Raw genomic sequence first — 23,449 nt, forward strand, 5'->3', positions numbered from 1 at the left:
AAAAGGCGTGGGCGCCGGAAAAATGAGAACCCGTCATTTTAGCGACAAAGTCCGCGGCGCAGTTCACAACGCAGTTCACAACGCCATTCATCGCAAACAGCAGGGTGCCGGGCGCATGCACGGGAAGATCGCCGTGGCGCCGCTTGCGGGCTAGCTTTCGGCAGCTTCGCCAGTGGGCCCAAGCGCACACCAGACGCCGTCGAAGAGGCCTTCGAGCGGCTGAAAGCGGGCTTTATAGGCCATTTTCGGGCTCTCGCGAATCCAGTACCCGAGATAGACGTAGGGTAGTTGCAGACTGCGCGCCTGCTCGATTTGCCAGAGGATGTTGTAGGTGCCGTAGCTCGTGTGCGGGCTGTCGGGCTCGAAGAAGGTGTAGACCGAGGAGAGCCCGTCGCCGAGGATGTCGATCATGCTCACCATGCGCAGCGTGCCGGGCTCGTCGGGGCGCTGCGGATCGGGCTCGCGAAATTCCACGAGGCGCGAGTTGATCCGGCTTTGCAGCAGGAACTGCTCGTACTGGTCGCGGCTGTCGCGATCCATGCCGCCGCCCGCGTGCCGCGCCGACTGGTAGCGCATGTAAAGCGCGTAGTGTGCCTCGTCGTAATGGAGCGGAGCGACCGTCGCCACGAGTTCGCCATGGTGCTTCCAGGCGCGGCGCTGGGTGCGGTTAGGCGTGAAGCGCTCGACCGGCACGCGCACCGGCACGCAGGCGCGGCAGCCGTCGCAGTACGGGCGATAGGTGAAGACACCCGAGCGGCGGAAGCCCGCCTTCACGAGATCGGTGTAGACGTCGGAGTTGATGAGATGGCTGGGCGTCGCCACTTGCGAGCGCGCGATGCGCCCCTCCAGATAGCTGCAGGGGTAGGGCGCCGTTGCATAGAATTGCAGCGCGGAAAGCGGTGAAAGCGGCAGCTCGTTCGGATGCGTCACGTTGGCAGCTCTCGTAGCGGTTCGGATCGTCGCGCAGCGCCACGCGCAGCGGATGCGACGTTTTCTCCTTGCATACTAACATTGACGCCTGACGGGCATCCATCGAATTACGCGCCGCCGTGCATGCCTGGCGGGCGTGAGCGTGCTTTGGCGCGTGCCTTCGAGTGGCCTTAGAGTACGGATACGGCGCTGTTGTCGGCGTGGTCCTGGCGGACCCAATCGGCGAGCACGCTTTTATCGAAACGCCAGCCGATCGCGCCTGCGCCCACCGTCGCGCGCACATGGGTGATGAACGCCTTGCGCCCGATTTCGCGCCCGCCTAGTGAGGCCAGATGGGTGGTGTTCTGCTGGCAGTCGATTAGCTCGACGCCGTTGCGGCGTAGATGCGCGACGAGTGCGGCGAGTGCGATCTTCGAGGCGTCGGTGATGGACGCGAACATCGATTCGCCGAAAAACATCTTGCCGAGCGAGACGCCATAGAGGCCGCCCACGCGCTGGCCGTCGAGCCACGCTTCGATGCTGTGCGCGTCGCCAATGCGATGCAGGCTCGAATAGGCATCGATCACATCGGAGGTGATCCAGGTGCCGCGCTGGCCACGTCGCGGCGCGTTCGCGCAGGCGCGCATCACGGCGGCGAAATCGTTGTCGACGCGGATTTCCCAGGCGGGGTCGCGCAGCACGCGCTTGAGCGTTTTCTTGAGCGAGGGCGAGACCTTGAACTCGTCGGGGCGCAGGATCATGCGTGGATCGGGGCTCCACCAGAGCACGGGCTGGCCGTCCGAATACCACGGGAAAATGCCGTGCCGATAGGCGTCGACGAGGCGCGAAGGCAACAGGTCGGCGCTTGCGGCAAGCAGTCCCGGCGCGCCGCTCGACGCGCCAAGGGCGCGCTCGACAGGCGGGAACGGGTCGTCGGGCGAAAGCCAGGGCACCATCGCCGTAACGCCGGTCAGCCGTCGCGCAGGGAGCGCAGGACGTCGCCCGTGTGCAGGCCGTAGCTACCCGACTGGCGGTCGGCGAAGAAGAAACGCAGGGTCTGGCCAACGGTGGGGAACGCGATGTCGTCCCACGGGATTTCGTGTTCTTCGAAGAGGCGCACTTCGAGGCTCTCTTCGCCGGCTTCGATATCGAGGTCGAGCAGGCGTGCGAGATAGAACAGATGCACCTGATGCACGCGCGGCACGTTCAGCAGCGAGAAGAGATTCTGTACTTCGACGCGCGCGCCGGCCTCTTCCAGCGTTTCGCGCGCGGCGGCCTCGGAGGTCGTCTCGCCCATCTCCATGAAGCCCGCCGGCAGCGTCCAGTAGCCGTAGCGCGGCTCGATCGCGCGGCGGCACAGCAGCACCTTGTCTTCCCAGACGGGAACGGTGCCGACCACGTTACGCGGGTTCTGGTAGTGGATGGTGCCGCAGTGCGAGCAGACGTAGCGTTCGCGGTTGTCGCCGGGCGGAACGAGCAGGCTGACCGCCTGACCACAAGTCGAGCAGAATTTCATGGGCACGATAGGGGGATGGGTGATGCGAGTGTATCACCGCAGGGCGGGGCGACGGGAGCGGGCGCGGATTCCCGGTATAGCGGGGCGCGTCTGCTGGTGTGCCGATGGGAAATCGGTCGATTTCAGCCGGGATTACCTCGAACAATGCGTCAGGCTTCATCCTTGGCATGAGCAACCGGGCACACGATGCGCCAATGAAAAACCCCGACCGGGTACCCAGATCGGGGCTGTTTTTACGTCGGCGGCGGGAGAGGCTGACCATCTCATTAATCCCGGCGCGAGGCCGGGCTTCTTTTCATGCTACGTGCGTAACCGGATGGGATGCCCGATTAGCATTCGCCTTTCTTGGCGTGTCCGGGCGGGCAGTGCCAACCTTTGTCGTGGTGATGGTGCCGTTCCCAGTCGTCGCGGTCCCAGTAACGACGGCCATCCCAATAGCGGTCGCCATGCCAACCAGGCGTGACGACGATAGCGGCGGGCGGTGGCGGCGCGACCACGACAGGGACGGGGGTACCCACGTTGATTCCCACGTTAACATCGGTCGCGTATGCCATGCTGGCCACGCCGATAGAGGCGGCAGCAAGTGCCAAACAAACGAATGCTCGTTTCTTCATGGAACGGTCCCCCAATATTGCCCGTGTTCGGGACAGATTTCGCTGGACAACAAAAAACCCGCCGAAGCGGGTTTGATGGCACGACGATTTTTTCGCAAAGCCTCGAACATGAACAGGCTTTGGTTGCGGGGGCAGGATTTGAACCTGCGACCTTCGGGTTATGAGCCCGACGAGCTGCCAGACTGCTCCACCCCGCGTCCGTCAGAGAAAAAGATTATAGGGCAAATCTCGCCGCGGCGCAACAACAATTAACGAATAACCTTCTGACCGATTGCAGAACGATTGCGGACAGGGCGGGCGAGGCTGCACCCGGGCCGTTTGCGCAGGGCGCCAGGCTAGAATCGTGTGCCCGGTTGCCGCAGCAGAAGTCGCGCGCCGCCCAACCTTTTCGCCCCTGACTCAGCCTCATCACCTCTCATGGACATCGCCCTCGATCTGCAATCGATAGCCGCGCAGGAAAACGCGCTGGTGTTCCCCCGTTTCGACGCCGATCGCGCCTGGCAACTCGGCGCTTCGTTGCGTGAGCTTGCTGTTGCGCGTTCGCACGCGGTTGTCATTGACGTGCGCACCTTTGGTTTGCCACTGTTCTTCTGCGCGCTTGCCGGCGCGACGCCCGAAAACGTCGAGTGGGCGCGCCGCAAGTCTCGCGTGGTTGAGCATTTCCGGCGTAGTTCGTACGCAATCGGCCTGCGCGTGCAGCAGTCGGGCTCTTCGCTCGCCGAGAAAAACGGCTTGCCCGTGGCCGATTACGCCACGCACGGCGGCGCATTTCCACTGACCGTCGCGGGCGCCGGCGTGATCGGCTCGGTGACGGTTTCGGGCCTGCCGCAGCGCGCCGATCACGAACTCGTGGTCGAGGCGCTGTGCGCGCATCTCGGCGCCGACTACAGCAAGCTCGCGCTTGCGAAGGCGTGACGCGATGCGCATGTCTCCCTGGCTCTTTCTCATCATCGCCATCGTCGCCGAAGTCATTGCCACGTCCGCGCTGCGCGCTTCGGAGGGTTTTTCGCGGCTCGTGCCATCGGCGGTGGTAGTCGCCGGTTATGGCGTCGCGTTTTACTGTCTCTCGCTCACGCTCAAGAATCTGCCCGTGGGCGTGGTCTACGCCGTCTGGTCCGGCGTGGGCATCGTGCTCATCACGCTCGTCGCGATGGTGCTCTACAAGCAGGTGCCCGATCTGCCCGCGGTGCTCGGACTCGGGCTCATCGTGTCCGGTGTGGTCGTGCTGAATCTGTTTTCAAAAATGCAGGCTCACTAAGCCCGCACTGCGAGCCCGCACTGCGGCCACACCGAGGTCATTCAGTATTCAGGCGGCACGATGCGGATGCCGCTGCTCGCGATGGTCTCGCGGCTACGTTCGCCTTCGGGCGTGGCCGCGTCTTCCCACAGGCTGATCGCGCGCGAGACCTCGATGCCGTTTTCCTGCGCGTAAGTGAACCAGCGGCTCGCGGCCTGCGGCTCCGGTATTTCGCGGTTTTGTTCGAAGTATTGGCCTCTCAGGTGCGATTCCATAGTTCTCCTGCGTTGAACGGGGCTGGCGCTCTGCTTTATGCAAGGCCGCGCTTGCAATAGTGAAAGGGTTGTATGGCGCGCTTTTCTCGCGTGCCGGGCATGTTCCAATGCTGCAGGTTCCATGCCCATTCGTCTAGCGTTTGCACGGCGCCCGATGTCGCGTATCGGTCCTGTCGCGGCGTGCAGCGAGTAACATGGGATGCGATCTCGCCTCCCGCCGGCGCGGGTTTTCTTCTGCAGATTTTCAACGGGGCTGGACATGGATATCCGTTTCCCTTCCGAGGCGCCGTCCTGGCATGATGCGACTCTCACCGTGGGATTTCCGGCGCTGGTGGACGGTGCGCGCGTGCCCTGCACGATCTCCGTCGAGGCGCTCGAAGATCATTTCGGTGCGCTGTCCGCTGGACGCGAGGCGTGGATGCAGGCGTTCGATGCGGGACGCACCCGCATCGAGGCTGTCGCGCGTACGCATCTGGAACTCAGCAACGGCACGCCGGTACTGCTCAAAAGCGGCCATTTCCCGCCGGGCCGTCTGTTTTCCTGACGACGCTGCGCGTACCCGCGCCGCACGAGTTCGGCGCGATGGTTCGATAATCGCGCCCAGGCTGTTCTCATGAACACCGCTGAACCCAAAGATCCCGACGCCACCGCGTTTCGCGTGGCACTGCGCGCGCGCATACTCGATGCCGCGCGACGCATCGTGACGCGTGACGGGCTTCATGCGCTTTCGATGCGCAAGCTTGCCGAGGCGATCGGCTATTCGCCGGCTTCGCTTTACCTCCATTTCGACAGCCGCGATGAGATTGCCCGCGCGTTGGGACGCGAGAGCTTTGCACAGTTGCTTGCGCATCTCGAACCATGCGCGCAGATCCGCGACCCGTGGGAGCGGCTTCATGCGCTGGCGCATGCCTATGTCGCATTTGGGCGCGCGCATCAGGAGGCTTACCGGCTCATGTATATGGAGCCGGGAGAGGGTGGCCGTTCTAGGGCGCACGGGGCGGGCCGGGCGCAAACGCGGGAGGCAAGCGAACCGCCGGCGCTTGGCGAACCGGGCGATGCGCTGCCTTGCGAGGAGGCCGCACGCGTAGCGGATTTGTTTGCCGATGCGCTGGAAGCGCTTGCGAACGCGGGGCATTTGCGCAGCGGCGCGCAAGGCGAGCCTGCGCTGCTCGCACGCGCGTTATGGGCGATGCTCCATGGCGTGGTGATGTTTTCGCTGATCGGGCCGGGGTTCGCGCGTGAAGCGTCGTTGGCGCCGATCGTCGACGCCGGGCTCGGTGGCTGGCTTGGCGGTTCGCTGCCACCGGCTCGTGCAGCGGAGAAAGCGCAGGAGGGCCCGTCGTGATAGCCTCGCTGGGCGCGGTTAGCTGAGGGCGTGAGCATGGCGCGCGCTGTCGCAGATCGCATTTTTTCATCGTGCTTTCATCCTGATCGATCGATTGCCATGTCACAGGAAGTCACCGCAAGCGCCTTTGCCGCCGATGCAGCGCAGTACGTGCTCACGCAGGTCGAGAACCGCATCGGCTTCATCGAGCTCGATCGCCCGCAGGCGCTCAACGCGCTGTCCACGGCGATGATTCGCTCGATGCAGGCCGCGCTCGACGCCTGGCGCGACGACCCCGAAGTGCTCGCCGTGATCGTGCACACGCGTCATCCGCGCGCATTCTGTGCGGGCGGTGACATCCGCTTTCTCCATGAGTCGTTCCGCGCTGGCGATCAGGATGCGCTTGATACGTTTTTTATCGAGGAATACCGGCTGAATCATGCAATATTCAGTTATCCGAAACCTTATATCGCGCTGCTGAATGGCGTTGTAATGGGCGGCGGTATGGGGATTTCGCAGGGCGCGCATCGCACCGGCGGACTGCGCGTGGTGGGCAGCACGACACGCATGGCGATGCCGGAGACGCGCATTGGGATCTTTCCCGACGTCGGCATGAGCTGGTTCCTCGCGCGCACGCCGGGTGCGCTCGGGCGCTATCTCGCCGTGACCGGAGAGACGATCGATGCAGACAGCGCGCTATACGCCGGTCTTGCCGATGTGTTCATCGACGAATCGGCGCGGCCCGCGCTGCTCGATGCACTGCTGACCGAGCCGTTCGCAACGGGCGAGGAAATCGTCGAACGGATTCGCGGCGCTGCCGCTTCGAGCGAGGCGGTGCAGCGCGGTGTAGCGTGCTCCGCGCTGGCCGTTGCGCGCGCATGGATCGATCAGCATTTTTCTCGGCCCTCAGTGGCGGCGATTCTGGCGTCGCTGGAGAGCGTGAAGCGCGATGCGAAGGATGCGCAAAGCGACTGGGCCGAGCAGATCGTGGGGGTATTGCGCGAGCGCTCGCCATTGTCGATGGCGGTGTCGCTAGAGGCGGTGTCGATGGCGGAAGGTTCGATGGCCGATGTGTTGCGCCGCGATCTCGATCTCACGCGGTCGAGCTTTGCCTTGGGCGACGCGATGGAAGGCATACGCGCGCGCATTATCGACAAGGACAATGATCCGCACTGGCGTTTCGCGCGTATCGAGGATGTGCCGCCCGCCGACGTGCAGGCGATGTTCAAGAGCCCTTGGGATGCGGCCGGGCATCCGCTGAGGGCGCTGCCGGATTAGATCTGCTCCGGTGGGTACTGCGCGCGGTGCACCTGCATCTTGCGCCGCGCACGTGAGCCGGCTCAGTCTTCGCTGGTTTCGCTCATGAAAGCGCGCATGAACACGAGTGCGCCCCAGCCCCAGACCGCATTCGACGCAAAGCCCATGGCGACGCGAGGCAGCATGTTGCCGCTCGGCCAGATGCCGCGCAGCGGATCGACCACGAACAGCATCGCGGCAGTGAGCACGATGCCGCCGAACACGAACGCCGGCACCCACGGCGCGGGGCGCGACGGCGAGATGCGCAGCAGCCACGTCATCGGGATGGCCCACAGCGCGCTCCAGATTGCATTGACGAGGAATTCGGGCAGGCCGACAGGTGCGAACGGCTCGGTGGAGAAGCCGGCGGCGTCGATGACTTGCGCCGCGTGCAGCAGCGCGAGTGTTGCCTCGCGAAAGAACAGTGAGGCCAGAAAGCCGGATACGAACGGCAAAATCAGTTTTTGCATGAGGAGGCGCGAGGATTGCGTGGCGAGGACCGCGCATGCCTGAAATGAAAAGGCGTAAAAGCGCGGCCGGCCGGATTATTGTCGATGTGTGGGCCATTATATCGGCGCGCCGCGCCTGTGATTGCACCGGCGTATGTTAAAGCGTCGCGTAAAGCACGAAATTGGAAAACCTAAGCTAAAAAAAATCGTTCAAAACGCTTAGGGCGATCCCTAGACTGGGTCTCCATGAAGACGGCGCCACCGTTGTGACCCCGCCGATGTAATCGACTCTGCCGGCCTCGCCGGTGTTTCGGTCCTTGCAATCGCATGGGCCGCGCCCCGAATTTCCGTTTCACGGCTCGAACAAAAGCAGGAGCAATGCATGAATGTGTTCTGGTTCATCCCGACCCATGGCGACAGCCGTTATCTGGGTACGGCCGAAGGCGCACGCGCCGCTGATCTCGCCTATTTCCAGCAGGTGGCTGTCGCGGCCGATACGCTCGGTTACGAAGGCGTTCTGCTGCCGACGGGCCGTTCATGCGAAGACGCGTGGGTTGTGGCATCGAGTCTGATTGCCGTGACGCGGCGCCTGAAGTTCCTCGTCGCGATTCGCCCGGGTCTTTCGTCGCCGGCGCTGTCCGCGCGCATGGCTGCGACTTTCGATCGCCTTTCGAACGGACGCTTGCTCGTCAACGTCGTGACGGGAGGCGACGCCGCCGAACTCGAAGGCGACGGGGTGTTCGTCGATCACGACACGCGCTATGAAATCACCGACGAATTCCTGCATATCTGGCGCAAGCTGCTGGCCGCTTCGCATACGAATGAATCTATCGATTTCGAAGGCAAGCACCTGAGTTCGAAGGGGGGCAGGGCGCTTTATCCGCCGGTGCAGCATCCGCATCCGCCGTTGTGGTTCGGCGGCTCGTCGCCGGCTGCGCACGACATGGCGGGCGCGCACATCGATACTTATTTGACGTGGGGCGAGCCGCCCGAGGCCGTCGCAAAGAAGATCGCCGATATCCGCGCACGGGCCGAGCGACATGGCCGCAAGATCCGCTTCGGCATTCGCATGCACGTGATCGTGCGCGAGACCGAAGAAGAAGCGTGGGCAGCAGCGGAGCGCCTCATCAGCCGTCTCGACGACGACACCATTGCGCGGGCCCAGTCCGCGTTCAACAAGATGGACTCCGAAGGCCAGCGCCGCATGGCTGCGCTGCACGGCGGCAAGCGCGGCACCCGCAAGGAACTGGAGGTGTATCCGAACCTGTGGGCGGGCGTGGGCCTCGTGCGCGGCGGCGCGGGCACCGCGCTGGTCGGCAATCCGGAACAGGTTGCGGAGCGCATGAAGGAGTACGCGCAACTGGGTATCGAGACCTTCATTCTTTCTGGCTACCCTCATCTTGAGGAATCCTACCGTTTTGCCGAGCTGGTGTTCCCGCTCTTGCCGGGGCGTCGTACGAAGACGTCCGATGGTCCAGTCTCCGGTCCGTTCGGTGAGGTGGTCGGCAATCAGTATCTGCCGAAGGTGAGCCAGAGCTGATCCGCAATCAATAGCGCGTCAGGCCGCCGAGTGGCGACACCCGCGGATGCCTCATCGCTCGAACCGCGCAATATGATAAGGATGACATATCGATGAATCAATCCGCCGTGACTGCCGCTGGAGCGGCCGTAGCCCCACGTAGCGGGCGGCCACTCGCCTTCGTCGGGCGCAAGGCGTTCGCCCGCATTGCTCCCTGGCTCGTGCCGCTCGCGATTCTCGCCGCATGGGAACTGGCCGCCCGCAGCGGCGCGCTTTCCACACGCGTGCTGCCCGAACCGCTCGCGGTCGTGAAGGCCGCCTGGTCGCTCATCGAATCGGGCGAGATGCTGCAGGACGTGCGCGTGAGCACGTGGCGCGCGATTTCGGGTTTCGCGATTGGCGGCAGCATCGGTCTCGTGCTCGGTCTTGCCACTGGGCTCTTCAAGCCCGCTGAAACCGCGCTCGACTCGACCATCCAGATGATCCGCAATATTCCTGCGCTCGCGATGATTCCGCTCGTGATCCTTTGGTTCGGTATCGAGGAGCAGGCGAAGGTGTTTCTCGTCGCGCTCGGCGTGTTCTTCCCGGTGTATGTGAATACCTTTCACGGCATTCGCTCGGTGGACGCGAACCTCATCGAGATGGCGCGCAGCTACGGCCTCAGAGGTTTTGCGCTCTATCGCGAGGTGATTTTGCCGGGCGCGCTGCCGTCGATTCTCGTGGGCGTGCGTTTCGCGCTCGGGCTGATGTGGGTGACGCTGATCGTTGCAGAAACGATTTCCGCGCAGTCGGGCATCGGCTACATGACGATGAACGCGCGCGAATTTCTTCAGACCGATGTGGTGGTGGTTGGCATTCTTCTGTATGCCGCGCTGGGCAAACTCGCCGACTGGCTCGCCAAATGGCTCGAGCGCGTCGCGCTGCGCTGGCACCCCGCCTATCAACAAGGGAGCGATGCATGAACGCAAGCACGTTGGCGGTTCACTTCGGCGGCGTCGCGGGCCGCGATCTCGAGGCCGAGATCGAATTGCCGCGCACTCAGGAGCGCGAAGCGCATGAGGCCGATGAGCCGCGTGGCACGCAACGGATTCACGCCGGCGATCAGGGTCATCGCACGCCAGTAACGACAGAAACGGCAACTGCGCGCAGCGGCGCGCGTGCGAACGATCCCGCCGTCGAATTGCGTCGCGTGAGCAAGCGCTACGGCGATCGCGTCGTGCTCGATGGCTTTGACCTTTCGATCGAGCGCGGTAGCTTCGTGGCGATCGTGGGGCGAAGCGGCTGCGGGAAGTCCACGCTGCTGCGGCTCGTCGCCGGGCTCGAAGCGCCCGATGCCGGCGAATTGACGCGGCGCGACGAGCACGGCGCACCGCTCGAGACACGCATGATGTTTCAGGACGCACGGCTCCTGCCGTGGAAGACGGTGCTCCAGAACGTGATGCTCGGGCTTGGGCGCGGGGCGCGCGACGACGCTCGCGCGGTGCTCGATGAAGTAGGGCTGCTCGCCCGCGCCGATGAATGGCCCGCGCGGCTCTCAGGCGGGCAGCGCCAACGCGTAGCGCTCGCGCGGGCGCTGGTGCACCGGCCGAGCCTGTTGCTGCTCGACGAGCCGCTCGGCGCACTCGACGCGCTCACGCGCATCGAAATGCATGCGCTGATCGAGCGCCTTTGGCGCGAGCATCGCTTTACCGCGCTACTGGTCACCCACGACGTACACGAGGCCGTCGCGCTGGGCGACCGCATTTTGCTGGTGGAGCAGGGCTGTATCGCACTCGACCAGCGCGTGCCGCTCGAACGCCCGCGAGCTCGCGCAGATGCACGCTTTGCCGGGATCGAAGAACGCGTGCTCCGGCGCGTGCTGGGCAGCGAGACGCCTGCGAGCGCGCATGCGCCGCGTGCCAACGAAATGCCTTATGGCCTGCGACCCGCCGAGGTGCGCTGGGCAGTGTAACTGCGGGGCAAAGAACCCGTACCCGACGATTTTCGTTTATCAACTTCAGGAGCCGAATCAATGAGCATTTCCGCCATCAACGTGCGCAACCAGTTCCGCGGCAAGGTCAAGGAGATCATCCGCGGGTCGGTGGTATCGGAAGTCGACGTCGACACACCGTTCGGTGTAGTCACGTCGGTCATCACGACGCGCTCGGTCGACGAACTCGAGCTGAAAGTCGGCTCGGAAGTCGTCGCGCTCGTGAAGTCGACGGAGGTGTCGATCGCGCGCTTGTGAGTTTAGTTGTGCGCTCGGCGTGGAAGTGCGAGGATGGGTCACTCAGCCACGACGGAGAGACGATCATGGAGCCGAAAGGCATCGACATGGGCGACTACGAAGAGCGCTACAAGGACTACGATATCGAAGTCGCGGTCGAGCAGGTGCTCACGGGCGTGAAGGCGCACTTTCGTGTGCTCAAGGCCGGCGCCCTGGTAACCGACTGGCAACTGGTCCATATCGACCGCCTCTGGTCGACCGAGCATGCGGCGGCCGAGGCGGGTTTCGAGGCGGCGCGCGCGTGGATCGACGGCGGTGCTGTGCAATGAGGCTTACTTCGTTGCCGGCACGGCGCCGCCCGGTAATTTGCACGCTTCAGAAGGCGTGCGCCTCGCTTTTGCGTGGGTCCGGATAAAAGCGTGTCCGGTTGAATTTATCGGGGCCTACAAACAGCAGCAGCACCACGCCGATCTGGGCAAGCGGCATGGCTGCCATCAACCACCACCACCATCCGCTCACGCCAATATCGTGGAGCCGGCGCACCATTGCAGCAATGAGAACCCAGAATGCCACGCACACAATCACTATGCCGAGAATCGTGGCCGGGAGCGTGTTGCCGAGCCCGTCTTCGGGCGTGAAAATGTCGAGCGCGTAAACGAATATCAGGAACAGCGCCATCGTGCTGGCGTACTCGCGGCGCGTGGCGCGGCCAGAAAGCGTGAAGCGTCGTTCGAGCCATTTTTCCATGGTGTCGATATTTCCGTCGTCGATTGCGTGCTATTGGATTTATCCCGCTGTGGAAAGCGATTTTACGCAAGTGTGACGGCGGGATGTCATCGATATTTTCGAATTTATTGATTTGGCGTCCTGCATATTATTCGTGGTGAATAGATTTTCCTGAATTACTCATTCTGCATACGGTAAAGGCCGCTTTGGGCATTAAGGTGTTGAGTCGCCGGCAGTCCGTAGTGTGATGGAATTCATAAGGACTCCACGGGACTGATCATTCGCTGAGTTGATGGCGGAGAGGAGGGAGCAGCTAATCGAACGCCAGAAAGCAAAAAGCCCGGTTCAATGAACCGGGCTTTTTGCTTGAATTTCTTGGGGTGGCTGATGGGACTCGAACCCACGACGACAGGAATCACAATCCTGGACTCTACCAACTGAGCTACAGCCACCACTGTTACTGCTTCCTTGCTAGCGCTGCTTTTTGAGCGGCATCAATCAAGAAGCAAGATTATATACATAGTGGATCGGGCTTGCCTAGCCCCTTTATTCAAATATTTCAGAAGAAAGCGCGGGCGACGCTTCCATAGGGCTGCGCAGGTGCGCGCGCGCCTCCTCGAAGATCGCGAGGTCGCCCTTGGCGAGCTTGCGATTGTCCGACAGCACGCGCCGCCATCCGCGCGCGCCGGCTTCGCCGCGGTACAGCCCCAGTGCGTGGCGCGTGATCGCGGCCAGATGTGTGCCACGCGCCATTTCGCTCGCGCAGTACTGCATCAGCTTGGCTTCGATGTCGTCGCGCGTAGGCGTGGGTTCGCTGGCGCCATAGAAGCGCGCATCGACACCGGCCAGCACGTAGGGGTTGTGGTAAGCCTCACGGCCGAGCATCACGCCGTCGACGTGCTCGAGGTGCAAAGCCACCTCGTCGAGCGTCTTGATGCCGCCGTTAATGATGATCTCGAGCTGCGGAAAATCGCGCTTGAGCTGCCAGGCGTATTCGTACTTGAGTGGCGGAATCTCGCGGTTTTCCTTCGGGCTCAATCCTTTGAGGATGGCGTTGCGCGCATGGACGATGAAAACCGTGCAGCCCGCATCCGCGACGGTGCCGACAAAATCTCGCACGAACGCGTAGTCCTCGACCGCATCCACGCCGATGCGGTGCTTGACCGTCACCGGCACCGAGACCGCGTCGCGCATCGCCTTCACGCAGTCAGCCACAAGCTGCGGCTCGTTCATCAGGCACGCGCCGAATGCGCCGCGCTGGACGCGTTCGGACGGGCAGCCGCAGTTCAGGTTGATTTCGTCGTAGCCCCATTGCTCGCCGAGCTTGGCCGAGCGGGCGAGGTCGTCGGGCTCGCTGCCGCCCAGTTGCAGCGCGACGGGCGCTTCGTCGGGCGTGAACGCGAGATGGCGCGGCACGTCGCCGTGGAGCAGGGCGCCTGTCGTCACCATCTCGGTATACAGCCACGTGTGCCGTGAGATGAAGCGGTGCAGCGAGCGGCAGTGGCGGTCGGTCCAATCCATCATCGGGGCAACGGCTACCTTTCGCGGCCTTGATTTTGCAGTGCTTTTCATAAAAATCAATGAGTTAAGTATTTCGCCTTCGGTAGCGGTTCTTCCCAATTACGCTACTTATTTGGTAGTATTTGCCCTGTTGGTGTTACTGAAATGTTACTCGGGGAACGGTATGGCAACTTACATCAAGGTCGGCGAGCGTTGGCGCGCTCAAGTCAGAATTAAGGGGCATAAGCCCGTCGCTAGGACTTTCGATAAGAAAGCCCAGGCGGTCGCGTGGGCGACGAAAGCCGAGGATGAGATTCGAAGCGGCGGATTTGCTGACGCGCGCGCGTTGGCGGATTTTACCATTCCGAGCCTAGTCACCCGCTATGAGGAGGAGTTTGGGCCATTCAGGAAATCGAAGCGCGGCGCGCTCAAAATGCTACGCCGCCATATGAAGAACGATTCGCTCGCGTCGCTTGATGACGTTTCGATGATCGCCTACGCGAAGCGCCGCAACGCTATGGGCGCAGGCGGCGTCACGATCGGTCTGGAACTCAACTACCTGAGCGGGCTTCTGACGGTCGCGCGCACGGTCTGGAAAATCCCGTTTCGGGCTCAGCCGGTGCGCGAGGCGAGGCCCGCGCTGAAAATGCTCGGGCTGCTGTCGAAGTCAAAGGAGCGTGACCGGCGTCCGACGTCGGAGGAGATTGAGGCGCTCTGCCGCCATTTCGACGGCAAGGCGCGTCAGGTGATTCCGATGTCTGACATTATCCGGTTCGCGGTCGCGACGGCGATGCGCGCAAGCGAGATAACGTCGCTTCTGTGGGATGACCTCGACAGCGAAAACCGGACGATCGTCATCCGCGATAGAAAGCATCCTGAAGAGAAAATCGGGAACAATCAGACTGTCCCTCTTCTCGGCGAGGCGTTCGAAATCGCCAGTCGACAGCCGCGGCGTGGTCCGTTTGTCTTCCCTTACAACGCGCATAGCTTCTCATCGATCTTCCCGCGCGCCTGCGGCGAGTTGAAGATCGTCGACCTCCGGTTCCATGACCTTCGCCATGAAGGCGTCTCGCGGCTGTTTGAGCAGGGATACCGGATCGAGCAAGTCGCGCTAGTGAGCGGGCATCGAGACTGGAAGATGCTTCGTCGCTATACGCAAGTCCGCGCGCGAGACCTACATCGGGACTTCCCTGTGTCGACAGGCGAATAAGAAAAAAGCCGCGGTGCTTAGCATCCGCGGCTTTTTTGTTCATGCTGCGATTCCCATTCGCTTCCGTAGCGCGTCATGGGCCTGCCGGGCTAGCTCGCGCTGCGCATCTAGGTATTCGGCCACGTCGCGCGCATCAGCGAACCATCGCTTACCCTGTTTCCGCATCGGAATCGGGAACGCGCCCGCGCCGAGTTGGTTGTAGACGGTCTGGACTTCGAGGCCGATCGTGTCGGCGACTTCCTCGATGTTCAGGACAAGGCGACCGTCGACGCGGCCCATAACCCAAAACAGAGCATTCATTTTCTTCCTTCAGTCCGCTTGCGGAGTTAAATCTTGATTTATGTGTTTCAGGCGATCCGGTCTTCATAGACCGTCGCGTTGTTATGCGCCCCGATAGGTCTTCGTGAAATTCTGATCGACCGATTTCCCGCGCGATCGCACGACGTTCGCGAGCCGCGCGCGGTCATAGTGGCTGGCTGTCGCCTGTCCCAATAGGCCGAAATAGGAGTTCGCAACTGACATCAGATCATCGACCGGCGTTGCGATTACGCGGCGAAGCGCTTCGTTGCGCGTGCGCTTGCGCGTCACGCGATGCCACGGCTTGATAACTTGCCCTACAAAGTCCACGCCTCGGGCTACCGGCTGAAGAATGGTCTTGCGTGGATTGATCCGAACACCGAGGCGTTCTGGGAGGAACGCCGTCACGTCGGCGAGAATCTCAGTCAGGCGTTTTGGAGACTCGTGCAGGAACACGAAGTCATCGACGTACCGGATATAGTGCCGCGCTCCGAGGACGTGTTTCGCGCGCTTGTCGAGTACATCTAGATAGACGTTCGCGAAGAACTGGCTCGACAGGTTCCCGATCGGCAGCCCAAGATGGGCTGGCTGGTCGAGCAGGCGTTTATGCTGCGGAACGAGCTTCATCATCGCCGGATCGCCCCGGTAGACGAAGTCGACCCGTGGGTCGTGCATCAGCACGATCTCGGTCAGGGTGCGCCAGAATGGCTCGGTGACCTCCGCAAGCAGCAGATCGAGAAGAATGCGCTTATCGATGCTTACGAAGAAGTTCGCAAGATCGCACTTTAGGTAGTGCGCGGGACGCGACCAGTTCTGCGTGATCGAGCGAACCTTTGCTTCTAGGCGGCGTGCGGCATATAGCGTGCCGCGGCCCTCAATGCACGCGCATGAGTCGGCGATGAATGAGCGCTCGAAACGCGGTCCGATGTGGTTGTAAAGAAGATGGTGCACAATGCGATCGCGAAATTCTGCCGCCCATACCTCGCGTGGCTTCGGTCTCGTGATGACGAAACACTTCGATCGTCCTGGCGCGTAAGCGCCAGAGGCTAACTCGTCGTAAAGACGGCGCAGATTGCGTTCGAGATTCAATTCGAACGCAATCGCGGCGCCGGTGTTGCGCTTCGTGCGACGGCAGTCGAGATACGCCTCGACAAGCTCGACGAACGAAAACTCGTTTCGATCTGCGGACGGCGCGGGCGCGCAACTCATTGTTGTGGTTGTTGTAGTTCTGGTTGCCATTGTTGAAGTTCTGATACCAAGCCCAGCCGGAAATATCGTGCTATCTACGTCGCCCGGTCGATTTCTCAAGCGGGAAACTGCGCTGGACCTATCTGCACGCTGGCAGTCGGTTTCCTCGATGCGCATGGCGGTGGCCTTGTGAGCCAGCGGCACGACCAGATTGAAAGATCGCTCAGCCATGAAAGCCTTGACCTCCACGGAGCGGGCGATTGTCTGCGGAACGCTTCCACCCGTTGGCCTGCTTCCCAATGCTCGTCGTCTGCTCGATCGCGCCAGCGTATGCCTGTCGCGCGATCAAGCGCTTGTCCATGCCGAGCCTAAGCAGAAGCTCAATCACCTGAAGGCGTTCGAGCAACTCGGAAAGGTGCGCCGACTTTTCGGATGCGACGTTCGCGCGAAACACGAGGACCATAATCTCGATGCATTCTGCGCTGATCTTTTCGCCAATGCTGCGCTTGAAGTCGCGAGGCATGTTTTTGACCAAGTCGGTTACGACGTCGAGCAGGCTGTATGCCGCTCGATAAATTGGCAATTGGGTATGCAGTGCCACGGGGGTCTAAATAATCAAATTACTGAAGGGATAAACCTGCGGACGGCGCGGGCGCGCAACTCATTGCGGTGGTTGCTGTAGTACTGGTAGCCATTGCCGAAGTACTGATACCAAGCCCAGCCGGAGTTGGTCTCGTGACGCTCTCCAGACCAGTAATAAGCGGCCTCGAACTCGCCCTTCAGGTTGGCGAATAACAGTGATTGCTCGCTGCGTGTCGGCAGTTCGCCACCTTGCTCAATGGCCCATTCGCAAGCGCGCCCCCACTGTGCATCCTCGATCTCGCCCGAGATCAGGATCAAGTGATAGTCCGGCTCGCCGTTCTGGCCGAGTACCAGACCTGCGTAGCGCTCGCCCGGCGCGAGCGGGATTTTCACGCCAGCGACGATGTATTCCGTCGCCTTCGGCTGCTTTTTGAACTCCTCGATCAGTGCGCTGATGCGCGCGTGATCGGCTTCGATCTGTTCGAGCGTGATCGTCATTGCGATTCTCCGTTGAAAATGGACAAAGAGTTAAATCGACAACCTGCGGACGGCGCGGGCGCGCAACTCAATGCCGTGGTCGATGTAGTCCTGGCCGCCACTGGTGAAGTGCTGACACCAAGCCCAGCCGTCTTCGTCGTTCTGGTTACTCCAATACCAATCCATCTTGAACTGGTCGCGGTGATTCGCCCACAGCATGGCCTGCTCGACACGTGTCGGGAGGTCGCCGCCGATGCTTTTGGCCCAGTCCATCTGCGATTGCCAGCTAGCGTCGTCGTTGTCACCCGGAAGCAGGATGACGTGATGGAGGTCGCCGTTCTTGTCGCCGATCACGCCGACATAGACCTCGCCTTCGGCAAGTGCCGGTATTTGAACTCGTTGCATGGTTTCTCCTTGTGAATTGGTATTGATTTGGTTAGCGAATGGCCGTTTGGGCGGAGAGGCTCGCGACGCCGTATCCGGTCAGTTCAGATGCTTGCGCGATCGCGCCGCGGTCCGTGAGTGCGCTTACGACTGCGACGAGCTTGTCGGCGGCGTACACATAGAATTTTTTGAGTTGCGAGCGGGGGTACATTCAGGGTTCTCCGGGCGTATGGCTATGATCGAAAGAGGCGTCGGGAGGCTTCGCAGACTGCGCGGTGTCGGGCGAGAGTCGCCTCGTATCCGGTGAGCTGCCCGCGCATCCAATCGGGGATGTCGACTCGGTCCGCGCTGCGCTTGCGCATGTCGTCGAAATCTTGTTCGGAAAGCCGGATGTATTCCCATCGACCGCCGACATAGGTTTTCCAGACGTCGCCCTTATCGACCAGGCCGCTCAGCGCATCCTTTACTGCGGCCTTCGGCGCTTCCGGTATCAGTCGAGCTACCGCGTCGAAGCGGTAGCTGTGGCCCTGGACCATTGCGGCGAGCAATTCGCTTTCTGTAACCAAAATCGGCATTCGAGACGCCCCGTTCAGTGAATGGTCTCGGACAGGGGTAGGTGCTTCTTCAGCCTTTCTCGGGCCTCGTCTACGAGTTCCGCCTCGGTGAAGCCAAACATTTCGAGATATTGGTCAGCGCCCATGTCATGTATCCCGACGCCGCTATGCTGATGGTGCGTCGGGCATACAGGAATGGTGCGGAAGTGACTCGACCTTCCCCATCCTCCGCGCCCGCGAATCTGGTGATGCACGATCGCGGGCGTTCCTTCGTATCCGAGGCGCTGACAGACAATGCAGCCGAGTTCGGCGACTTTGCCCATGTAGCGCCTTTCGGCTGCTGTCGTTGCAGGCAACTACTAAACCTCCCAACTTGGTAGTGATACTACCATAGAACTACCGAAACGGTAGCTGTTACGGTCGAAAAAAATCGGCCGCTCAGACGCGGGCGAGATACTGATCCTTGGGCGCGGCAAAGCGGACGTTTCGCTCGGCGCCGAAGGCGAAAATCAGTTCGATCAGTTCCGAAAACTTCTTTTTCGACATGGTCGACGTCCGCTCGCCGAGCGCAACGAAGCCGGTTCCGTCCATGTTCGGGACGACATCCATTCCGAACAGGGCCGCAGTGAAGAACGACTTCCATTGATTCTGCGAGAGCTTTCGCCCGTACCAAACGACCTGACGTGAGACCTCGGTAAGTAGGGGCCAAAGGAGCGCGTTTTGATCGAGCGTGCGCGTCGGCTCGCTGACGATGACCATGTGACCGTCAGGCGAGTCGCGGATCGTCTCGGCGACGAATCGTCGATTTGTGCGCGTGAGCGTGAAAATCTGTTTGTCCATCGTCGCCGCTCCCGATCAGTGGAGGAACGTCAGGCGGTCTTTCTTCACAAGCTCCGCGCCGGGGACCTTGCCGCCGCTCTTCAGGGCCGCTTTGATCGCCGTCTTGTCGGGGAAGGTTTCGCTCTTCGTGCGGAGGAAGTTGATCGGCACGTCATCCGGATTGCTGATGATGATTTGATCGTCTCGCCCGATGTAGAGCTTCACGCGGATGAGCGGGTGATCGACGCTTGTGCGGCCCGTCGTCGCGAGCGAGTTCGACAGATACGAGCGCAGCGACTTCGAGCGGTTTTCGAGGAGCGTCGCCTCTTCGGTGAACTTCTTTGCGAGCGCCTTCTTCGCGTCGGCCATCGCGTCGAATTCCTCGATAACCATCGCGACGCGCGAGACCTTCTCGTCGTATTCTCCAGACTCCGCATCGAGCGTGTCTGCGATCGTCGTTTCATCGAAACCGGCGTCGGCGAGTTGGTTTCGCATTTCGAGCCATTGGCCGGTCAGGTTGTAAAGCGAGAGGGACATATATCTCCAGAAAAGGTAGTTGATGCGAGCGCTATGCTAGTGGAGTGGCGCTCGATTTGGTAGCCATTTGGAGTGGTGTCCTTCGGGCGGCAGCGACAGGGGCGTGCGATGCGCTTAGCTGAAGCCCTAGGCGTATGAGGTAGACTTTCCATCCCTAATTTATCGAGCAATACCACTATGAGACTTTTGAGGCTTCCCGTGGTGGCGTTGGCTGCGGTGATTGTTGCGATTAACGCCCGTGCGGACGGTAATGCAGGGTGTCACTTGAAGACTCGTGCTGCAATCGGATGCGCGTCTCCTGATGTGGCGGCGCTCGTATTTGAGCGATTTGGCTTCAATGCGGCGGCGTCTGAGAAATCGAGCATCCAGTCACTTCTCCATCAGGCTCAATGTCTGAGGGCGGGTGAAGGGTACAAGTCTGTCAAGTTGTTGGCTTTTGAGAACGGAAGCGGTCGCGTTCCTATGGCGGATGGATGGGTCGATGTTCTATTTCTAGATGTAGATAATGGGAAGTACCCGCTCTATTTTGCGTCAGGGTATGTTGAAGGCGTATGCGAAAAATTTCGGCCAATTTCCATAAAGGGAAACCAATGAAGAGAAGCGAGAAGATCGCGCTGGGGAGCATTGCGAGCGGCGTCGCCGCAGGAGCCGCGCTTTGGTACTTCACGGACGACGCCTTCAGTGCGTGGGTCTATTGGGCCGTCGGCGCCGTCGTCGCGGGAGGTCTGTTCAAAAACCTTCTGAGCATGATCGCCGACGAGAGCATCATCGACAGCAAGACCATCAACCGGGAATGACGCGGCCCGAAGTATCGGGCCGTAGTTGCTTCAGTCGATGAGTTCGGGCGTCAATGCGGCGTTGCGGGCGCGCTCGCGGCGCTTTTCGGCCTTGCGGCGCTCCGCGTACTCGATTTCGGTTTGCGCGAGGAGGCGCTTCGCGTGGCGGATGTTGTCGCGCGCAAGCTGGACCGATTCGGCGGTCGGGCCGTTTGCGATTGACTCGCCGAATTCTGTGAGCGTCTTTCGGTTGATGAGGTGAAGCTCGGCGCTGTTGGTGGTGCTCATCGGTTGGTCGCTCCTTTCATCTTGAGTATCGCGACGCCCTGGGTGACTTCGTGAATCGCGAAACAGGCGTCGCAGTGATGTAAAACCGTCTTGAACCAGTGCGATATGACGTAGGGTGGCAGTACGTGAGGCTTGCCGCACGTCCCGCATGCGTAGGACGGCACGTCGCGATAGTTGCGACGCTCTGTCGGGGTCGTACTCATGCGGCGATCAGTGCTGCGACTTCGTCGTCCGTCAGGTTGCGATCGGCGAAGTCAGGGTCTCCGGGAGTGCGGGTCGAGCCGTCTGCTCGATGCCAGCAATAGAGGCTTCCGCGTCGATGCCAAAACCAATAACCGGCGCAAGTGCACGTCATCGCTCGGACATTGCGATTCATCATATATGCGTCGAGGCGATAGTCGCGCTCGCCGCAGCAACGGCACTTCGGCGCCTTGTCGTGCGAGTTGTATTGGTCGGGATGGAAGGGCAAGACGCGGCGCGTCTCGCACTTCCGGCAACGAACGTGGAAGCGCGCCATCGTTTAGCCTCCCGATGCCTGGTGGGCTGCGATTGCGTTGTCGATCGCCTCGCGCATGGTCGAGCCCTTCGCGACGTCATCGCCTGCGTTGTTCGCTACGATGAACGTTCCGCCGTATTCGCCGACATACCAAGAATTCGCGGTAAAGGCTTCAAGGCGGATCGTGTCGGGGTGGCGGGCGTCGATGCCTTCTCCGGTCCCGCTGGACGCCGTGAGCGTCTTCGCGGGCGCCGTCGACGGCTTCAGGTGCTTGCTTGTCACCTTCTCTTTGCCCGCGGCTTTCGCTGCGGTCTTCGCGGCTTCGAGGGCGCCCGTGGCGTTCGCGCCTTCTGCCTTGATCGTCTTGACCGCGGTCGTCGCCGAAACCTCGCCCGCGGCGACCATATCGCGGATAGCGGCAGGCGCGGCGACGAGCGTCAGCGCGTTCATGATCTTCGTGATCGAGTAGCCGAGACGTCGCGCGATTTCCTTCTCTCCGATGCCGCGTCCGAGAAGTTGCTTGATAACCATCGCCTCGCCGAGCGGAGTCAGCTTGCGACCGTTGTTGTCGAGGATCAGGCCGAAGATTCGGTCCTCTTCCGTCGTGCCGCGCATTTCGTTGATGACGGGAACTGATTCGATGCCTGCGCCCTCGCTGTTCGCGAGATTGGCGGCGTCGAAGCGCGTATGACCGTCGTCGATGTAGAGAAGGCCGTCAGACGCTGCGGCGACCTTGATCGGCTTATGGCGAAAGAAGCCGTTAGCCTTCATCGAGTCTGCGAGTTCGCGGACGGCGAGCGGATAGTCCGGATCTACTTCGCGCGCTGCGTTGAAGCCCGGACGCTTTCTGAGCGCTTCGAGCTTCACCATGTAGACGTCCGCTACGCCCGTCTTGTGCGCGCGCATGACTTCCTTGACGTTGCCGGGGACAATCTCTTGAAGTTGTTCCATTTTCTCTCTCTTCGGTTCGGACTACTGATTGCACTTCGTGAGGGGCGCCGAAGCGCCCGCGGGTTACTCCTCCTAGAAGGGGATGTCGTCGTCAGGAATGTCGTCGGCGCTCATCGAGTGACGCGTCCCGTTCGGTTGCGCGCTGCTCTGATTGCGGGGGTCTCCGCGCTCGCTCGAACGCGGGCCGCCGAGGAGTTGAAACGTCAGCGCTGCAATCTCCGTCGAATAGCGATCGGTCCCGTCCTGCGCTTGCCATTTGCGCGTCCTGATCTTCCCTTCGACGTAGACCTGAGCACCCTTGCGTGCGTACTCCTTGACGATTTCGGCGAGCCTCCCGAAAAAGCTCACCCGATGCCACTCGGTGACCTCTTTCATTTCGCCGCTCGACTTCTCGCGATAGCGGTCGGTCGTCGCGAGGCGGATCGAGGCGACGGCGTCGCCGCTCGGCAGGTAGCGGACTTCCGGATCGGCGCCAAGATTGCCGATCAAAATTGCTTTGTTGACGCTCATCAGGCGGTCGCCTCCGCGGGCTTCTGCTCGGTCGTCTGAGCGGGCTTCTTCTTCGCCTCGGCGAGTTCTTCGGCGCGCTTCTTCTTCGCCTCATTGAACGTCTTGCGGGACTCTTCGTCAGCGACGCGCACGGCTGCGGCGGTAGCGAGCTTGTGAGCGCTCGTCAGCAACTTCGTGTCGGGCGCGGCGAGGATCGCGCGCTCATGCTTCGTGCGCTCGGATTCCGTCAGGCGCGCCGCGGCGTTGTGGCTGGTCGCGTCGGCGTCTGCGTTGTTCTTCGTCGCAATGCAGAAGGTTTGCGTCACGGCGACCTTGTAAGCGGCTGTCATCGCCTTGTTGGTCGCCTTGTCGGCAGTGTCCATCGCTTCGCCGTAGACCTCGACCGATGCGACGCTTTCGTCAATCGCCGACGTAAAGTCGTATCGAACGCGCACGGTCGCGAAGAAAAGCGCCATGCCTGTAGCCGTGCGGCGCTCGACCGATTCGCGCTCGATGACGGTCGGCAGGATGAGGAGGTCGTGATCCGCGAGGAGCGTCGACAGCTTTTCGAGGAGGTCGTCGATCGTGCGGAACGAATAGCCGTCTTCGGCGTTTTGTCCCGTCTTCGCAATGCCGTCGACGGAAATCGCCTTCGAGACTTGCTTGATCGCTTGATGAACGTGCTTCATGTGGTCAGGCGTTCCATTTGGGTTGAATTCCGCGTGCTGCGTGCGGGGCGTTTTCGTTGTGGGCCGGATAGGATTCGTGTCCCGCGATCGCGCCGACTGCGAGCGCAATCAGCGCGGCGGCGATCCAGTCGGCGAAAACCG

Annotated in this window: 35 protein-coding genes and 2 tRNA genes; 12 read left to right on the forward strand and 25 right to left on the reverse strand. The window is 61.6% G+C overall.

All coding sequences use genetic code 11. The features are described from left to right. Nucleotides 1–150: 150 nt before the first annotated feature. From HV773_RS03730 to HV773_RS03750, 5 genes are all read right to left on the reverse strand, one after another. Nucleotides 151–930 (reverse strand): arginyltransferase, encoded by a 780-nt coding sequence (locus tag HV773_RS03730; protein WP_129562189.1) that lies wholly within the window; start codon nucleotides 928–930, stop codon nucleotides 151–153. Nucleotides 931–1,100: 170 nt separating this feature from the next. Then, the gene (gene aat, locus HV773_RS03735; RefSeq protein ID WP_129562188.1) at nucleotides 1,101–1,865 is read right to left on the reverse strand and encodes a leucyl/phenylalanyl-tRNA--protein transferase; all 765 of its coding nucleotides are present in this window, start codon (nucleotides 1,863–1,865) and stop codon (nucleotides 1,101–1,103) included. Nucleotides 1,866–1,879: 14 nt separating this feature from the next. Beyond that, on the reverse strand, nucleotides 1,880–2,425 hold the full coding sequence (locus HV773_RS03740) for an NUDIX hydrolase (protein WP_129563341.1): 546 nt from the start codon (nucleotides 2,423–2,425) through the stop codon (nucleotides 1,880–1,882). 329 nt (nucleotides 2,426–2,754) lie between these two features. Then, nucleotides 2,755–3,039 carry a hypothetical protein gene (locus HV773_RS03745; RefSeq protein WP_129562187.1) on the reverse strand — a complete coding sequence of 95 codons (285 nt, stop codon included), beginning with the start codon at nucleotides 3,037–3,039 and terminating at the stop codon, nucleotides 2,755–2,757. A gap of 120 nt (nucleotides 3,040–3,159) precedes the next feature. Continuing rightward, nucleotides 3,160–3,236, reverse strand: a tRNA-Met gene (locus tag HV773_RS03750). 220 nt (nucleotides 3,237–3,456) lie between these two features. Here HV773_RS03750 and HV773_RS03755 point away from each other — a divergent pair. Both HV773_RS03755 and HV773_RS03760 read left to right on the forward strand, forming a co-directional pair. Continuing rightward, nucleotides 3,457–3,954, forward strand: coding sequence for a heme-degrading domain-containing protein (locus HV773_RS03755; RefSeq protein WP_129562186.1), 498 nt, complete (start codon nucleotides 3,457–3,459; stop codon nucleotides 3,952–3,954). Nucleotides 3,955–3,964: 10 nt separating this feature from the next. Then, nucleotides 3,965–4,297 carry a DMT family transporter gene (locus tag HV773_RS03760; protein ID WP_174220053.1) on the forward strand — a complete coding sequence of 111 codons (333 nt, stop codon included), beginning with the start codon at nucleotides 3,965–3,967 and terminating at the stop codon, nucleotides 4,295–4,297. A 41-nt stretch (nucleotides 4,298–4,338) separates the two neighbouring features. Here the strand turns inward: HV773_RS03760 and HV773_RS03765 are convergent, their stop codons facing one another. After that, complete coding sequence (locus HV773_RS03765; protein WP_129562184.1) at nucleotides 4,339–4,551, reverse strand: hypothetical protein; 213 nt, start codon at nucleotides 4,549–4,551, stop codon at nucleotides 4,339–4,341. Between the two features lie 259 nt (nucleotides 4,552–4,810). Between HV773_RS03765 and HV773_RS03770 the strand changes: the two genes are divergently transcribed. From HV773_RS03770 to HV773_RS03780, 3 genes are all read left to right on the forward strand, one after another. Then, nucleotides 4,811–5,095: a DUF1488 family protein gene (locus HV773_RS03770; RefSeq protein ID WP_129562183.1), complete on the forward strand. Its 285-nt coding sequence runs from the start codon at nucleotides 4,811–4,813 to the stop codon at nucleotides 5,093–5,095. Between the two features lie 69 nt (nucleotides 5,096–5,164). Beyond that, entirely contained in the window at nucleotides 5,165–5,896 is a 732-nt protein-coding gene (locus HV773_RS03775; RefSeq protein WP_129562182.1) for a TetR/AcrR family transcriptional regulator, read from the forward strand. 99 nt (nucleotides 5,897–5,995) lie between these two features. Continuing rightward, complete coding sequence (locus HV773_RS03780) at nucleotides 5,996–7,153, forward strand: enoyl-CoA hydratase/isomerase family protein (protein WP_129562181.1); 1,158 nt, start codon at nucleotides 5,996–5,998, stop codon at nucleotides 7,151–7,153. A gap of 62 nt (nucleotides 7,154–7,215) precedes the next feature. Here HV773_RS03780 and HV773_RS03785 read toward each other — a convergent pair whose 3' ends face one another. After that, the gene (locus HV773_RS03785) at nucleotides 7,216–7,641 is read right to left on the reverse strand and encodes a hypothetical protein (RefSeq protein WP_129562180.1); all 426 of its coding nucleotides are present in this window, start codon (nucleotides 7,639–7,641) and stop codon (nucleotides 7,216–7,218) included. A 361-nt stretch (nucleotides 7,642–8,002) separates the two neighbouring features. Between HV773_RS03785 and ssuD the strand changes: the two genes are divergently transcribed. From ssuD to HV773_RS03810, 5 genes are all read left to right on the forward strand, one after another. Further along, complete coding sequence (gene ssuD, locus HV773_RS03790; protein ID WP_129562179.1) at nucleotides 8,003–9,160, forward strand: FMNH2-dependent alkanesulfonate monooxygenase; 1,158 nt, start codon at nucleotides 8,003–8,005, stop codon at nucleotides 9,158–9,160. 92 nt (nucleotides 9,161–9,252) lie between these two features. After that, complete coding sequence (gene ssuC / locus HV773_RS03795) at nucleotides 9,253–10,101, forward strand: aliphatic sulfonate ABC transporter permease SsuC (protein WP_129562178.1); 849 nt, start codon at nucleotides 9,253–9,255, stop codon at nucleotides 10,099–10,101. Further along, a complete protein-coding gene (locus HV773_RS03800) occupies nucleotides 10,098–11,090 on the forward strand; it encodes an ATP-binding cassette domain-containing protein (RefSeq protein ID WP_129562177.1) in 993 nt (330 codons plus the stop codon). The genes ssuC and HV773_RS03800 overlap by 4 nt, the downstream gene beginning before the upstream one ends. Nucleotides 11,091–11,150: 60 nt before the next feature. Further along, entirely contained in the window at nucleotides 11,151–11,366 is a 216-nt protein-coding gene (locus HV773_RS03805; protein ID WP_129562176.1) for a TOBE domain-containing protein, read from the forward strand. Nucleotides 11,367–11,431: 65 nt separating this feature from the next. Then, nucleotides 11,432–11,674 (forward strand): DUF6566 family protein, encoded by a 243-nt coding sequence (locus tag HV773_RS03810; RefSeq protein WP_129562175.1) that lies wholly within the window; start codon nucleotides 11,432–11,434, stop codon nucleotides 11,672–11,674. A 46-nt stretch (nucleotides 11,675–11,720) separates the two neighbouring features. Here the strand turns inward: HV773_RS03810 and HV773_RS03815 are convergent, their stop codons facing one another. From HV773_RS03815 to dusA, 3 genes are all read right to left on the reverse strand, one after another. Then, nucleotides 11,721–12,092, reverse strand: a complete 372-nt coding sequence (locus HV773_RS03815) for a DUF805 domain-containing protein (protein WP_129562174.1) — start codon at nucleotides 12,090–12,092, stop codon at nucleotides 11,721–11,723. Between the two features lie 355 nt (nucleotides 12,093–12,447). Next, nucleotides 12,448–12,523: transfer RNA gene (locus tag HV773_RS03820), tRNA-His, on the reverse strand. Between the two features lie 94 nt (nucleotides 12,524–12,617). Further along, entirely contained in the window at nucleotides 12,618–13,643 is a 1,026-nt protein-coding gene (gene dusA / locus HV773_RS03825; protein ID WP_175194209.1) for a tRNA dihydrouridine(20/20a) synthase DusA, read from the reverse strand. A gap of 112 nt (nucleotides 13,644–13,755) precedes the next feature. Between dusA and HV773_RS03830 the strand changes: the two genes are divergently transcribed. Further along, nucleotides 13,756–14,781 (forward strand): site-specific integrase, encoded by a 1,026-nt coding sequence (locus HV773_RS03830; RefSeq protein WP_175194211.1) that lies wholly within the window; start codon nucleotides 13,756–13,758, stop codon nucleotides 14,779–14,781. A gap of 39 nt (nucleotides 14,782–14,820) precedes the next feature. Here HV773_RS03830 and HV773_RS03835 read toward each other — a convergent pair whose 3' ends face one another. From HV773_RS03835 to HV773_RS03880, 10 genes are all read right to left on the reverse strand, one after another. Beyond that, nucleotides 14,821–15,081, reverse strand: a complete 261-nt coding sequence (locus tag HV773_RS03835; protein ID WP_246282184.1) for a helix-turn-helix transcriptional regulator — start codon at nucleotides 15,079–15,081, stop codon at nucleotides 14,821–14,823. Nucleotides 15,082–15,162: 81 nt separating this feature from the next. Further along, the gene (locus tag HV773_RS03840; RefSeq protein ID WP_465263015.1) at nucleotides 15,163–16,497 is read right to left on the reverse strand and encodes an RNA-directed DNA polymerase; all 1,335 of its coding nucleotides are present in this window, start codon (nucleotides 16,495–16,497) and stop codon (nucleotides 15,163–15,165) included. Next, the gene (locus tag HV773_RS03845) at nucleotides 16,490–16,867 is read right to left on the reverse strand and encodes a four helix bundle protein (protein WP_175194213.1); all 378 of its coding nucleotides are present in this window, start codon (nucleotides 16,865–16,867) and stop codon (nucleotides 16,490–16,492) included. Before HV773_RS03845 ends, HV773_RS03840 begins: the two co-directional genes overlap by 8 nt. Before the next feature lie 14 nt (nucleotides 16,868–16,881). Then, the gene (locus HV773_RS03850; protein WP_175194215.1) at nucleotides 16,882–17,346 is read right to left on the reverse strand and encodes an Lcl C-terminal domain-containing protein; all 465 of its coding nucleotides are present in this window, start codon (nucleotides 17,344–17,346) and stop codon (nucleotides 16,882–16,884) included. A 30-nt stretch (nucleotides 17,347–17,376) separates the two neighbouring features. Then, nucleotides 17,377–17,730 (reverse strand): Lcl C-terminal domain-containing protein, encoded by a 354-nt coding sequence (locus HV773_RS03855; RefSeq protein ID WP_175194217.1) that lies wholly within the window; start codon nucleotides 17,728–17,730, stop codon nucleotides 17,377–17,379. A 31-nt stretch (nucleotides 17,731–17,761) separates the two neighbouring features. Continuing rightward, entirely contained in the window at nucleotides 17,762–17,920 is a 159-nt protein-coding gene (locus tag HV773_RS03860) for a hypothetical protein (RefSeq protein WP_175194219.1), read from the reverse strand. 22 nt (nucleotides 17,921–17,942) lie between these two features. Continuing rightward, complete coding sequence (locus HV773_RS03865) at nucleotides 17,943–18,284, reverse strand: hypothetical protein (RefSeq protein WP_175194221.1); 342 nt, start codon at nucleotides 18,282–18,284, stop codon at nucleotides 17,943–17,945. Nucleotides 18,285–18,298: 14 nt separating this feature from the next. Further along, nucleotides 18,299–18,619 (reverse strand): Ref family recombination enhancement nuclease, encoded by a 321-nt coding sequence (locus tag HV773_RS03870; RefSeq protein WP_281365244.1) that lies wholly within the window; start codon nucleotides 18,617–18,619, stop codon nucleotides 18,299–18,301. An 82-nt stretch (nucleotides 18,620–18,701) separates the two neighbouring features. Next, the gene (locus tag HV773_RS03875; RefSeq protein WP_175194224.1) at nucleotides 18,702–19,103 is read right to left on the reverse strand and encodes a recombination protein NinB; all 402 of its coding nucleotides are present in this window, start codon (nucleotides 19,101–19,103) and stop codon (nucleotides 18,702–18,704) included. 15 nt (nucleotides 19,104–19,118) lie between these two features. Continuing rightward, nucleotides 19,119–19,619, reverse strand: coding sequence for a siphovirus Gp157 family protein (locus tag HV773_RS03880; protein ID WP_175194226.1), 501 nt, complete (start codon nucleotides 19,617–19,619; stop codon nucleotides 19,119–19,121). Between the two features lie 551 nt (nucleotides 19,620–20,170). On the opposite strand from HV773_RS03880, the gene HV773_RS03885 reads away from it, so the two are divergent. Then, a complete protein-coding gene (locus HV773_RS03885; protein ID WP_175194228.1) occupies nucleotides 20,171–20,416 on the forward strand; it encodes a hypothetical protein in 246 nt (81 codons plus the stop codon). Nucleotides 20,417–20,446: 30 nt separating this feature from the next. Here the strand turns inward: HV773_RS03885 and HV773_RS03890 are convergent, their stop codons facing one another. The 5 genes from HV773_RS03890 to HV773_RS03910 all read right to left on the reverse strand — a co-directional run bounded on the left by HV773_RS03890 (nucleotide 20,447) and on the right by HV773_RS03910 (nucleotide 23,308). Beyond that, nucleotides 20,447–20,683: a hypothetical protein gene (locus tag HV773_RS03890; protein ID WP_175194230.1), complete on the reverse strand. Its 237-nt coding sequence runs from the start codon at nucleotides 20,681–20,683 to the stop codon at nucleotides 20,447–20,449. Between the two features lie 199 nt (nucleotides 20,684–20,882). Beyond that, nucleotides 20,883–21,200: a hypothetical protein gene (locus tag HV773_RS03895; protein ID WP_175194232.1), complete on the reverse strand. Its 318-nt coding sequence runs from the start codon at nucleotides 21,198–21,200 to the stop codon at nucleotides 20,883–20,885. A 3-nt stretch (nucleotides 21,201–21,203) separates the two neighbouring features. After that, nucleotides 21,204–22,130 (reverse strand): ParB/RepB/Spo0J family partition protein, encoded by a 927-nt coding sequence (locus tag HV773_RS03900; protein ID WP_175194234.1) that lies wholly within the window; start codon nucleotides 22,128–22,130, stop codon nucleotides 21,204–21,206. A gap of 72 nt (nucleotides 22,131–22,202) precedes the next feature. Continuing rightward, entirely contained in the window at nucleotides 22,203–22,643 is a 441-nt protein-coding gene (ssb, locus tag HV773_RS03905; RefSeq protein WP_175194350.1) for a single-stranded DNA-binding protein, read from the reverse strand. Beyond that, a complete protein-coding gene (locus HV773_RS03910) occupies nucleotides 22,640–23,308 on the reverse strand; it encodes an ERF family protein (RefSeq protein ID WP_175194237.1) in 669 nt (222 codons plus the stop codon). Before HV773_RS03910 ends, ssb begins: the two co-directional genes overlap by 4 nt. Nucleotides 23,309–23,449: the final 141 nt, after the last annotated feature.

Source organism: Paraburkholderia caffeinitolerans, assembly GCF_902859945.1.
GTDB lineage: Bacteria > Pseudomonadota > Gammaproteobacteria > Burkholderiales > Burkholderiaceae > Paraburkholderia > Paraburkholderia caffeinitolerans.